This window comes from Microbacterium sp. JAI119 (assembly GCF_013410135.1).
Lineage (GTDB): Bacteria > Actinomycetota > Actinomycetes > Actinomycetales > Microbacteriaceae > Microbacterium > Microbacterium oxydans.
Genome location: NZ_JACCCK010000003.1, coordinates 104,811 through 117,295 on the forward strand (window position 1 = coordinate 104,811; position 12,485 = coordinate 117,295).

The window sequence follows — 12,485 nt, forward strand, 5'->3', positions numbered from 1 at the left end:
CGAGAGACTCCATGACTTCCGAATCCCGCATCCTGCCGCTCCCCGACTCGGGAGCCCATCTCGTCCTCGGCGCAGACGGTCGCCCCCGGATCCGCCTGCGCACCGGACGGTTCGCCCTGATCGACGCACCACCCGCCGAGCTGTTCGACGCCCTCGAGACTCCGGACGGTGGTTCGGACGGCGCGGCCTCCGCGCTCCTCGACCGCCTGATGCTCGAGGTGCAGGAGCGCGAGTCGGTGGACGCGCTCCGCCGCTGGCCGGACGAGCGCCGCGACGTCTGCGTGCTGGGAGCAGGCGCGTTGGTCGACGGGCTCGAACGCGTCCTCCAGTCCTGGGGTGCGCGGGTCACCGTCCTCGATCCGGAGTCCGCACTGCCCGATGACACCTCCCTCGTCGTCGCCTACGCCGACGACGCGCTCGACCGCCGTCGGTGGTCCGACCTCGACATGCTTCCCCTGCAGGGTGTCGCCTGGCTGCGTGTGCACCGCGAGGGCGAGAGCATCCTGATCGATCCGCTCGCGCTCGACGAGCACGACCCGACCTCGGCCCAGGTATCAGCGCGACGGCTGGCCGCGAGCAGCGCGCCGGCTTCGACCGAGGCATGGCAGCAGTCCGGGCCTGCCCCGGCCACGCCCGTCGACGACGCGGCCGCGGTGCTCGTGCTCGCCCGGCTGCTGCAGGTGATCCTCACCTGGGCGCGAGCCGACGCCGACCTCGACCACCTGCGCACGACCCTGTGGAAGCTGGTGCCGTCGACCGGATCGGTCACCGAGCACACGGTGCTCCCCTTCCCCGCGGCACCGCCGAGGCTGCTCCGATGACCCCGCCGCGCGATGCCCGTCCTCATGTCGTCGTCGCCGATGACGGCGCCCTGCTGCGCGGATGGGCCTGGTCGCCCGCAGAGACGCGAGGCGTGGTGGTCATCCGCACTCCCTACGGGGCCTGGCGCCACGCCGACACCGCGCGGGCGTGGGTGAGGCGCGGCTACCGCTGCGTGATCCACGACGTGCGCGGCCGACACTCGTCCGACGGCGAATGGCACCCCTACCTCTCCGAGCGTGCAGACGGCCGCGCGGTGGTCGATGCTGTCAGGGCCGAGAGCCCCGGGCTGCCGCTCCTGCTCTCCGGCGGGTCGTATGCCGCCCACACCGCGCTCGAGGCGGCGAGGTCGGTCGACGTCGATGCACTCGTGCTCCTCGTTCCGGCTCTCGGGCTCGCCGAGACCGCGTGGGACGAGAACGGGCGACCACACCTGCGAGACCGGATCGGGTGGTGGCACCAGCACGGTCGCGGGGCGCGTTCCCATCCCCCGCTGAACGATGAGGAGCTCGAGGCCAGGGTGGCGCGGGCATCCGAGGTCGGCGTGCACCGGGCCGCTGCGGAATGGGGGTGGTCGCGGGAGGTGCTCTCCGGCTGGCGTCGCCTGTGGTCAGCGCCCGCCGTCGATCTGCACCGTGCATACGGCGACCTCCGCGTACCCCTGCTGCTCATCCGCGGCGACCACGACTTCTTCTTCACGGATGCGGGCCGGCTCGCCGATGCCTGGCGTGGGCCGCTGCACCTGGTCGACGGGCCCTGGGGCCACCGGCTCGCCGCCGACATCGACGATGACGACGTCCGCTCCCGGCTGCGCAGCGCGGGCGGCATCGGCGGGGTGCTGGACACCTGGCTCACCGAGACCGGTCTGCCATCGGCGGGAACAGCGTCGGCATCCGAGCCCGCAGGCGTCGATCGGCATCCGACCCGCCGCACCAGATCGGCCTTCGAACCCGAGACCGGTCGCTGGCGCTACGAGAGGACAGCATGAAAGCGCACGACACCCCGAATCACCGCACCGCTCGAGCGACCCTGCCTGCCGAGGCGCTCGTCGACGCGGAGGCCGGCATCATCCGCTCCGTGCGCGAGGTTCCGCATCCGATCGGCGCTCCGCACCGGTATCTGGCTCTCACCGCATCGGTGGCCGATGCCCGCCTGCTCGGCGAATGGCCCGCTGATCGGGTCTCGCTCGGCACCTCGTTCGGAGACCCCGCGCAGGCGCGCATCGCGGCCATCGGCGAAGGCGTGGAGCGGTACTGCGGCAACTGGCTGCCCGACGTGCTGCCGCCGCACGACCTCCGCGTCGCCTCAGCGGAAGAACTGCGCGCCGACGGGGAGGCCGTCATCGACGACGCGGATCTTCCGCGCTTCGCCGATTGGCAGCTCTCCCGTCCGGGCTTCCCCTATCAGCGGCTGGAGGCGTCCACGCCGACGCTGTGGGCGCGCTGCGACGATCTCGACGGGGGCTCGGTGTGGATGCCGGATTCCCTCGTGCACCTGAACTGGCGGCAATCCCGCTTCCGCTCCCTGCCCCGCACGCATCATCTCAACTACGCCGGCATCGCCACGGGGGCGGGTTTTGACGATGCGCGCGACCGCGGGGTGATCGAGGTGATCGAGCGGGATGCGCTCGAGGTGTGGTGGCACCTCGACGGGCCGACGTTCGGCATCGACCCTGCGACGGTCCCGGGCCTCCTCGATGATCTGGAGGGGAGCAGCCTGCGTGTGTGGCTGGTCGCCATGCCGTCGGAGTTCGCCCCGGCGATCGGTGCTCTCGTGCATGATCCGGAGCGCGGCCTCTACGCCGCGGGGTTCTCGGCCGCACTCGATCCTGCACGTGCCGCACGGAAGGCCGTGCTGGAAGCCGTGCACACCTGGATCTACACGCAGGGCTGCACGACGGCGGACGGATGGGTGTTCCGCGCCGTCGCCGAGGGATTGATGGCCAAGGGACTCACCCTCGAGTTCCGTGCGGACGCCGACTACACGACCGCGGCCGGAGTCGAGTTCGAGAAGGTGATCGACCTCGGCGCACACGTGCAGGTCTGGCTGGACCCGACCGTGCACGGAGAGGCGCGCCGGTTCCAGGATCCGGTGCAGGGGGTACTCCCGTTGAGCGCAGTGGAACCGGTGACGATGGACGAGGTCTATGCGCGCCTGGCTGATCGCGGCCACCGCGTGCTCACGCGCGACCTCACGACCTCCGACGTGCGGCGCACCGACCTGCGCGTGGTGCGCTCGATCGTGACGGGGCTGGTCCCCAACGCACCGGCCGCGTTCTCGTACCTCGGCATGCCCCGGTTCCGAGAGGCGGCGCAGGAGCGCGGCTGGCGGACGACCTGGAGCGGCGGACCGGAGGACTTCACGCTCCTCCCGGCCCCGCACATGTGAGGCCGACCATGGCGCAGAGCTTGCGGGAAGAGCATGGCGTGTCCGCACCGCTCGACCAGGTGCACTCGACGCGGGTGCCGTCCGGCCCGTTGCCGCCCGGCCCGAGGGTGAACGCCTGGGGACGGACCGGAGCCGTGGCGGACGAACCTCCTGTCGGTGTGCGCGAGCTCGTCGACGGACTGTGGCACCCCGGGGAGTTCCATCGGGTGGAGGACGGCACGGCCACGAGCATCCGCCGTCGCCCGGTGCCCTCAGCCGGGGCGTGCTACCCGGTGCAGACGCACCTCGTCGACGCGGTCGGTGTGCGCTGGGCGGTCGACCACGACGGAGGCTTCTTCCTCCGGCGTGATCCGCGTTCCGATCGCGTGGACGGATGGCCGTCGACCACCGCGGGGGACGGCATCGCGCGGGTGGTGTTCACGGTCCAGCCGGGTCGATCCTTCGGCCGCTACCGGCATCGGGCCTGGCCGCTCTGGATCGCCGACACCGCCTACGCGGTCGCCGCGGTGCGCTTCCTGCTGGGTGCGCGGGCGGGGCGCGGGCAGTTCGGGCCGTCGTCCCGGCTGCGCGGACTGCTCGGCGTGCCCCGCGCTTCCGACGTCGACAGCTGGCTGCGGCGGGGGCTCGTCCCCGAGATCCCGCTCGCCGCGGTCGAGCTCCCACACACCCCGGTGCCGATCGACGCGGCACGTCGTGCTCTCGGCTCCAGGCGCTCGCCGTCCACGTCCGAGTTCCTCGTCCGGACCTCCGCGCGAGATCGCCTGTCCCCGCGCGGGGAGATCGATCGCGTCGCGCGCGCCTCCGGACAAGCCTGGGTGCGGGGTGCGAGCGCCGTCCGTTCCTGGTCCGTGCCGACCACGGCTCCGGCACCGCTCATCGGCACCGCGCTCTGGAACGCCCACCTCACCGCGGCCGGTCTCTGCTACCGCGCGGCCCTCGACGGAGGCTGTGGCGCTCGCCCGGTGTCCGGCTTCTCCTCGACCGGAGGGCGGTGGATCCTCCATGCGATCGCCTTCCTCGACTCTCCCGGAGGCTCACGATGATGATCGTCCCCGAGCTGTGGCGCGAAGCGCGACGGCACCCCTGGCTGCTGGCCTGGAGCACCCTCCTCCTTCTCCTCGTATACGCGACGCACCTGCTGCAGGCGCTGGCTCTCGCGTGGTCGCTCGCTGCTCTCGTGCGCGGTGAGGGGCAGGGCGCGGTCGTCGGCATCGGGGTGATCCTCGTGATCGGAGTGACGCGGATGCTGCTCACCATCGTGCAGGGAGATGCCGCCGCGCGTCTCGGCGGGAGGGTGAGGGAAGACCTTCGGGGCGCGGCCGTCTCCGCGGTCCTCGTGCCGGAGCGACTGCATGATGCCGGTCTCAGGGACGGCTCGACGCAGCTCGCGCTCGGCGACGGGATCGACGGCACGGACGCCTATGTGTCGAAGTACATCCCCGCCGTGGTGCAGCTCGTCGTCGGCAGCCTGATCGCCGTGTGCCTCGTGGCGGTGCTGTCCCCGCTGATCGCGCTGTGCGTCGCGGCGGGGATCCTGCTCGCGGTGCTCGGCCCGCTGCTGTGGAAGCGCATGCTCGCCCGTCGAGGCTTCGAGCACTGGGACAGCTACGAGGCTCTCAGCGGCGACCTTCTCGAGTCCCTTCGCGGAATGTCGACGTTGCGCGCACTGGGAGACGTCCCCGCCACACGGGCGCGCCTGCACACGAGATCGGAGGCGCTGCGCCTGGCCACCGAACGCGTGATGCGCACGTCGCTCGCGGAGACGGCCATCACAGACCTCGCCGTGCAGGCCGGCGTGGTGGTCGCCGCGGGGCTCGCGGTCGTCGCGGTCCTGACCGGTGAGCCGCCGGCCGTCGAGGTCTACGCGCTGCTGCTGCTCTCCTCCGAGGCGTTCCGTCCGGTGCGTGAGCTCTCCCGACACTGGCACGCGGGTTTCCTCGGTCTCACCGCCGTACCAGGGCTCGTGGCCCTCGGAGCGTTCCGTCGAACGCCCCCTCTCGCAACGACGCGGGTGGAGCCCGACACACACGCTCGTCCTCGGGGCCAGGAACTCCGCATCTCCGGGCTCTCCTACCGCTACCCCGGTGCCGATCGTGACGTCCTGCGCGGTGTCGATCTCCTCGCCGAACGCGGAGAGGTCCACGCGATCGCCGGGCCTTCGGGCGCAGGCAAATCCACGCTCTTCGACCTCGTCCTCGGATTCCTGCCCGCGGCAGCGGGAACGGTCGAGCTCGACGGGCGTCCGCTCCAGCCGAGCGATGTGGCGGTCGTCTCGCAGCGGCCCGTCCTCTTCGCCGGCACCATCCGGGAGAACATCGATCTGTTCGGTGCGGATCGGGAGGACGTCGAACGCGCCTGTGCCGCGGCGGGTGTGCTCGACGAGATCAGGGCCATCCCCGGCGGCTTCGAGGCGATGGTGGCGGAGGCCGGGACGAGTCTGTCGGGAGGACAGCGCCAACGCCTCGCCCTCGCCAGAGCGCTGCTGGCCGGTCGTCCCGTGCTGCTCGTCGACGAGCCGACCAGCGCCCTCGACGACCGCAGCGCCCTGACCGTCGCCGAGACGCTCGAACGCGTCGCCGAAGAGAGGATCGTGCTCATGATCAGCCACCGCCCCGAGGCGCTCGCCCGCGTGGCCGACGTGCGGGTGCTCCGTGACGGGGTGCTCGTGGAGGAGGCTCCGTGACCTCGTCATGGGCCATCCTCGCCCGGCTCCTTCCGCCGCTGCGACCGGAATGGCGTCGCATCATCGGCAGCTACCTGATCGCCACCACGAGTCTGTGCGCCCTCGCCGCCATCGGGGTGCTCACCGCACTCGGCGTCGGCGGCGCCGTCGTTCACGGCACCTGGCCTCCGGCTGTCTGGTGGGTGGCGCTCGGTGCCCTCGTGCTGCTGCGCACCTTCCTCACCTGGCGGGAGATGGACGTGTCGCACGCCCTCGCGTACCGGGTGCTGGCGCGGCTGCGGATGGCTCTCTTCGACGCCTACTCCCGGAGCGTTCCGGGGCGGCGCCGGGAGCATTCGGGCCGCGCGGCCTCCGTGGCGATGACCGACATCGAGAAGCTGGAGTTCTTCTACGCGCACACGGTGGCGCAGATCGGAGCCGCGCTCACCCTGTTCCTGGGAGCCGTGGTCTGCGCGTTCGTCGTGATGCCCGTGGCGGCGCTCGTGATGCTCGGCGGAGCGGCCGCCGTCGCGCTCACCGCCTGGGCGGGAGCAGGTCCGGCGCGCCGGGTGGGGGCGCGCGAGCAGCAGGAACGGGAGGATCAGTCGGAACGGCTGGTCGATGCTCTCGGCGCCGTGCGGGAGGTTCTCGCCTACGGCCTGCAGGGTCGCGTCGTGCGCGAGGCGGTCGCCGGCACCCGGAGGTCGGCGGCGCTCAGCCGTCGGAGGGAGGCCATCGCCCATCTCGTCGACGGCACGCGCGAGCTGATCCTCACCGCCGTGGTGATCGGCGTGATCGCGGCGTCCCTCATCCTCGGCGGCACGGTGGGCGGTACGGTGGGCGGCACTCAGGCCGCGCTGCTTCCCGCGGTGATCGCTCTCGCGGTCGCCGGGGTGGCCGCGGTGGCAGAGGCTGCCCACACGGTGTCGGAGCTGCACCCGCTGATCGCGAGCGCCGACCGTGTGGGGGCGGGTCTGCACCGTCCTCCGGTCGTGGCGCCGGTCGAGCGCCCGATCGCACTGGCCGATGGCCCCGTCGGAGTGCGCTTCGAAAAGGTGTCGTTCTCCTACGACGACAGGACCGACGTGCTCGGAGGGTGGTCGATGGACGTCGATCCGGGGGAGCACGTCGGTCTCGCCGGGCCGTCCGGAGCGGGCAAGAGCACGGTCATCGCGCTCGCCGCCCGCCTGTGGGACCCCTCAGCCGGCACCGTCGCGCTCGTCGACGCGGCAGGCGTCGCCTATCCGCTCGGCCGCATCCGCGACGACGAGCTGCGCCGTGTCGTGGCAGTGGTGGAGCAGGACGCCCGTCTCTTCCACGGCACGGTCCGAGAGAACCTGGTGCGCGGAGCGGCCCCCCGCACCGACGAGCAGCTGCTCGAAGCCCTCACAGCGGTGGGGGCCGATGACTGGATCACCCTCGATGATGAGCTCGGTGAGCACGGTGCCCGGCTGTCGGGAGGTCAGCGCGCCCGGCTGGCCCTGGCACGGGCACTGTGTCGTGCGCCGCGGGTGCTCATCGTCGACGAGATCACCGCGAGCCTGGACGCCGAGTCAGAGCGCATCATCTCCGACGTGCTCGCACGGTTCGACGGGACCGTGATCGCCGCCTCCCACCGACGCGAGACGCTGGCGAGGTTCGGCAGGGTCGTCGGTGTGGAGAGGGTGGGGGCAGTGGTCGGGCCTGCGCCTACAGCCGGTCCACTCCGGTGACGGTGACAACGGCCTCGCCCGCCTCGTCGGAGTCGGCGAGATCGATCGTCGCGGAGATGCCCCAGTCGTGGTCCCCGGCCGGGTCGTCGAAGATCTGGCGCGCCGTCCAGACGGTCGGCCCCTCGGTGAGGATCAGCAGCTTCGAGCTGCGTGCATCCGCTCCGGTGAGGATCTCGTCGTGGTCGGCGAAGTATCCGTCGAGCGCGTCCGACCACGCGTCGGCGCCGAACCCCGGATCGAGCTCGGCCAGCGCGTTCACGTCTTCCCTCGCGGCGAGCTGCACCCGGCGGAACAGTTCGTTGCGCACCAGGATGCGGAAGGCGCGGATGTTGCTCGTCAGGCGCTTGGGTGCGGGAGGGACGATCGGCTCGTCCGGTCGATGCGGATCGAAACGTCCGTTGTCCACCCCGGCCATCAGCTCCTCCCATTCGTCGAGCAGGCTGGAGTCGACCTGACGGACGAGTTCTCCGAGCCACTCGATGAGGTCGCGGAGGTCTTCGTCCTTGAGTTCCTCCGGGATGGTCTGCGAGGCCGCGCGGTAGGCGTCGGAGAGGTAGCGCAGCACGACGCCCTCGGAGCGCGCGATCTTGTAGTAGGCGACATATTCCCCGAACGACATGGCCCGCTCGTACATGTCGCGCACGACCGACTTCGGGTGCAGCTCGAAGTCGCGGATCCAGGGCTGAGCGGCGCTGAACGTCTCGAAGGCCGCGGTCAGCAGCTCGTCGAGCGGCTTCGGGTACGTGATCTGCTCGAGCAGCTCCATGCGCTCGTCGTACTCGATGCCCTCCGACTTCATGGCCGCGACCGCCTCGCCGCGTGCCAGGAACTCCTGCTGGCTCAGCACGGCGCGAGGATCGTCGAGCGTCGACTCCACGATCGAGATCATGTCGAGCGCGTAGGAGCCCGTACCCGTGCCGGCGGCGGGATCGGGGTCGAGCAGTTCGAAGGCCGCGAGGGCGAACGGCGACAGCGGCTGGTTGAGTGCGAAGTTCGGCTGCAGGTCGACCGTGAGGCGGATGTCGCCATCCGGCGTCTTCTCGACGATGCCCGACTCCCGGAGCGTGCGGTAGATGCCGATGGCCCTGAGCGCGAGCTCGCGCTGACGCTTCCGCGGTTCGTGGTTGTCGTATACCAGCGCGCGCATATTGGCGAACACGTCGCCGCCGCGGGCGATCACGTTCAGCATCATGGCGCTCGTGATCTGCATGTGGGAGGTCAGGGTCTCCGGCACGGCGTCGATGAGCTTGCGGAACGAGGGCTCGCCCCACGACACGAAGCCGTCGGGTGCCTTCTTGCGCACGATCTTGCGCTTCTTCTTCGGGTCGTCGCCGGCCTTCTTCACCGCCGCGACGTTCTCGCTCTCGTGCTCGGGAGCCTGGGCCACCACCGTGCCGGCGGTGTCGTATCCCGCACGACCAGCGCGGCCGGCGATCTGATGGAACTCGCGGGCGTTCAACTGCCGCATCCGCGTACCGTCGAACTTCGTGAGGGCGGTGAGCAGCACCGTGCGGATCGGCACATTGATCCCGACGCCGAGAGTGTCGGTGCCGCAGATCACGCGCAGCAGACCGCGCTGCGCCAGCTGTTCGACGAGGCGCCGGTACTTCGGCAGCATGCCAGCGTGGTGCACGCCGATGCCCGCACGCAGGAACCGCGAGAGCGTCTTCCCGAACGCGGTCGTGAACCGGAACTCGGCGATCAGGGCGGCGATCTCGTCGCGCTGCTCGCGGGTGGCCACCTTGGTGCTCGACAGTGCCTGGGCGCGTTCCATCGCTGCGGCCTGCGAGAAGTGCACGACGTAGATCGGCGCCTGCCCGGTGTTCAACAGGTCGTCGATCGTCTCGTGGATCGGAGTCGTCTCGTAGAAGAAGTGCAGGGGGACCGGGCGCTCCACTCCCGTCACGGTGGCCGTCTCACGGCCGGTGCGCCGCGTGAGGTCGGCGGCGAGCTCGGTCACATCGCCGAGGGTCGCCGACATCAGGATGAACTGCGCCTGCGGCAGCTCGAGCAACGGCACCTGCCACGCCCATCCGCGGTCGGGGTCGGCGTAGAAGTGGAACTCGTCCATCACGACCTGCCCGACGTCGGCGTCGGTGCCCTGGCGCAGCGAGAGGTTCGCGAGGATCTCCGCCGTGCAGCAGATGATGGGGGCGTCGGCGTTCACCGAGGAGTCGCCCGTGACCATTCCCACGTTCTCGGCGCCGAACACGTCGACCAGGGAGAAGAACTTCTCGCTCACGAGCGCCTTGATCGGTGCCGTGTAGTAGCTGCGACGCCCGGCCACGAGTGCGCTGAAGTGCGCACCGATCGCCACCAGCGACTTCCCGGTGCCGGTCGGCGTCGACAGGATCAGGTTGTTGCCGGACACGATCTCGATGACCGCCTCGTCCTGCGCGGGATACAGACTGATGCCCGTCGATTCCGCCCATTCGACGAACGCCAGATAGACGGCGTCCGGGTCCGCGGCGTCCGGAACGAGGGCGGGGTCGAGCCGCGGAGGGGTAGTCATGATCCCTCGATCATCCCATCCGCCGATGAGTGCCTGATGCGGCGCGAGGTCAGACCTTGCCGACCGCGCCGAAGTCACGCCGCGCCGAGGCGCCTCGGTGTGCGCGAGGCCGCGCTTGACATCATCGAACGACGACAACCGGAGGTTGCACCGCCCAGGGGGGACGACGATGCCCGACCAGATCTTCACCTTCGCCGCACTCGCGCTGTACTTCGCAGCGATGCTGCTCATCGGCTGGATCGCCTTCCGGCGAACCGGCGATCACGAGGACTACATGCTCGGCGGACGCAATCTCCCGCCGTGGGTGGCCGCGCTCAGCGCCGGTGCCTCCGACATGTCCGGCTGGCTCGTGATGGGGCTACCCGGTGCGATCTACGTCTCCGGTCTCATCGAGGCGTGGATCGCGATCGGCCTCACCATCGGCGCCTACCTGAACTGGCTGCTCGTGGCTCCTCGGCTTCGTGCCTACACGCAGGTGTCGCGCAACTCCATCACGGTGCCGAGCTTCTTCGAGAATCGGCTGCGCGACACGACGCGACTGCTCCGCGTGGTCTCGGGTGTCGTCATCCTCGTGTTCTTCACCCTCTACATCTCGTCGGGCATGGTCGCCGGCGGCGTCTTCTTCGAGAGCTCGTTCAACGGCGACTATCTGACCGGCATGCTGCTGGTCACGGGAGTCACCCTCGCATACACGCTGTTCGGCGGCTTCCTCGGTGCATCACTGACCGACGTCGTGCAGGGGCTCATGATGGTGGTCGCCCTCGTGGTGATCCCGGTCGCGGCGATCGTGGCGATCGGAGGGCTGGCCGAGACGGGCGAGCTGATCAACGAGGTCGCGCCCGACCATCTGTCCCTGCTCTCGGGCACTGCGCTCACCGGCGGCACGATCCTCGCCATCGTGTCCTCCCTCGCGTGGGGACTCGGGTACTTCGGGCAGCCGCACATCATCGTGCGGTTCATGGCACTGCGCTCGCCGCAGGAGGCGAAGAGCGCTCGACGCATCGGCATCTCCTGGATGATCGTCTCCCTCGGCGGCGCGGTGCTGTCGGGCCTGGTCGGCATCGCCTACATCGCCAAGACGGGCGTCGACCTCGCCAACCCCGAGACCGTGGTGCTGCTGATGTCGCAGACGCTGCTGCATCCGTTCGTCGCTGGCCTCGTGCTCGCCGCGGTACTCGCCGCGATCATGAGCACGATTTCCAGTCAGCTCATCGTCTGCTCCTCGGCGCTCGTCGAGGACCTGTACGGGGTGTTCCGCCGGACGCCGCCCTCGCAGAAGACGCTCATGCTGATGGGGCGGCTCGGGGTGCTCGGCGTCGCGATCGTCGCAGCGGTCCTGGCGATCACCCCGAACGACACGATCCTCGGCCTCGTCTCGTTCGCCTGGGCCGGATTCGGCGCCGCGTTCGGGCCGGTCATCCTGCTCAGCCTCTACTGGCGCAAGCTCACCAACTGGGGTGCGCTGGCGGGGATGTTCGTCGGAGCCGCGACGGTGTTCATCTGGAAGGCGCTCGACACCGGGCTCTACGAGCTTCTTCCCGCGTTCGTGTTCGCGATGCTCGCGGCGGTCGTCGTGAGCCTGCTCACATACCGGCACGACGAGGAGATCCAGCAGGAGTTCACCGACACCGGCGCGATGGTGGCGCTGCCGCGTCCGCACGCGGTCGGCGACACCCCCTAGCGGGTCGCGGCGCGCAGCGCGATGCGGATCATGTCGCCGAAGGTCTGCTCGCGCTCCTGCGCGGTGGTCTCCTCGCCCGTGATGATGTGGTCGCTGACGGTGCAGATGGCGAGGGCGCGCCGACCGTGGTACGCCGCGAGCGTGTAGAGCCCGGCGGCCTCCATCTCGACACCGAGGATGCCGTGCTGCACGAACGGCTCCGTGAGTTCGGGGCGCGTGCTGTAGAACTGGTCGCTCGAGAACAGCTGCCCCACGTGCACCGTCGACTCGAGCGGTTCGGCCTCACTCGCCTCGACAGCGGCACGCAGCAGCGAGAAGTCGGCCACGGGTGCGTAGTCGAGTCCGTGGAAGCGCACGCGGTTGATGCCGGAGTCGGTGCTGGCGCCGTTCGCGATGATGATGTCGCGGATCTTCACCCGCTCGGTCAGGGCGCCGCACGAACCGACTCGCACGATCGTCTGCACGTCGTAGGAGTCGAACAACTCGTTCGCATAGATAGCCATCGACGGCTGGCCCATGCCCGAGCCCTGCACCGAGACGCGGTGCCCCTCCCAGGTGCCGGTGAAACCCAGCATCCCGCGCGTCTCGGAGTACAGCTCTGCATCGTCGAGGAACGTCTCGGCGATCCACTTCGCCCGCAGCGGGTCGCCGGGGAACAAGACGATGGGGGCGATCTGACCGGGCTCTGCGGCGATGTGCGTGCTCATGGCC

9 protein-coding genes are annotated in these 12,485 nt (G+C 70.3%); 7 read left to right on the forward strand and 2 right to left on the reverse strand.

What is annotated here, in order from left to right:
• The first annotated feature begins 11 nt into the window (after positions 1-11).
• From HDC31_RS14950 to HDC31_RS14975, 6 genes are read left to right on the forward strand one after another with little or no spacing between them, the layout of a single operon-like run.
• On the forward strand, positions 12-821 hold the full coding sequence (locus HDC31_RS14950) for a hypothetical protein (RefSeq protein WP_179516287.1): 810 nt from the start codon (positions 12-14) through the stop codon (positions 819-821).
• Positions 818-1,807: a CocE/NonD family hydrolase gene (locus tag HDC31_RS14955; RefSeq protein ID WP_179516288.1), complete on the forward strand. Its 990-nt coding sequence runs from the start codon at positions 818-820 to the stop codon at positions 1,805-1,807. The genes HDC31_RS14950 and HDC31_RS14955 overlap by 4 nt, the downstream gene beginning before the upstream one ends.
• A complete protein-coding gene (locus tag HDC31_RS14960; RefSeq protein ID WP_113681518.1) occupies positions 1,804-3,207 on the forward strand; it encodes a YcaO-like family protein in 1,404 nt (467 codons plus the stop codon). The genes HDC31_RS14955 and HDC31_RS14960 overlap by 4 nt, the downstream gene beginning before the upstream one ends.
• 38 nt (positions 3,208-3,245) lie before the next feature.
• Positions 3,246-4,250, forward strand: a complete 1,005-nt coding sequence (locus HDC31_RS14965; protein ID WP_179516289.1) for a hypothetical protein — start codon at positions 3,246-3,248, stop codon at positions 4,248-4,250.
• The gene (locus HDC31_RS14970; RefSeq protein WP_058632031.1) at positions 4,247-5,890 is read left to right on the forward strand and encodes an ATP-binding cassette domain-containing protein; all 1,644 of its coding nucleotides are present in this window, start codon (positions 4,247-4,249) and stop codon (positions 5,888-5,890) included. The genes HDC31_RS14965 and HDC31_RS14970 overlap by 4 nt, the downstream gene beginning before the upstream one ends.
• Positions 5,887-7,581, forward strand: a complete 1,695-nt coding sequence (locus HDC31_RS14975; RefSeq protein ID WP_179516290.1) for an ABC transporter ATP-binding protein — start codon at positions 5,887-5,889, stop codon at positions 7,579-7,581. The genes HDC31_RS14970 and HDC31_RS14975 overlap by 4 nt, the downstream gene beginning before the upstream one ends.
• Here HDC31_RS14975 and HDC31_RS14980 read toward each other — a convergent pair.
• Positions 7,559-10,093 carry an RNA helicase gene (locus HDC31_RS14980; protein WP_113681089.1) on the reverse strand — a complete coding sequence of 845 codons (2,535 nt, stop codon included), beginning with the start codon at positions 10,091-10,093 and terminating at the stop codon, positions 7,559-7,561. The genes HDC31_RS14975 and HDC31_RS14980 overlap by 23 nt on opposite strands.
• A 169-nt stretch (positions 10,094-10,262) precedes the next feature.
• Here HDC31_RS14980 and putP point away from each other — a divergent pair, with 169 nt between their 5' ends.
• Positions 10,263-11,774, forward strand: coding sequence for a sodium/proline symporter PutP (putP, locus tag HDC31_RS14985; protein WP_113681085.1), 1,512 nt, complete (start codon positions 10,263-10,265; stop codon positions 11,772-11,774).
• Here putP and deoD read toward each other — a convergent pair.
• Positions 11,771-12,481, reverse strand: coding sequence for a purine-nucleoside phosphorylase (deoD, locus tag HDC31_RS14990; protein WP_061018067.1), 711 nt, complete (start codon positions 12,479-12,481; stop codon positions 11,771-11,773). The two genes, putP and deoD, sit on opposite strands and share 4 nt — an antisense overlap.
• Positions 12,482-12,485 lie beyond the last annotated feature (4 nt).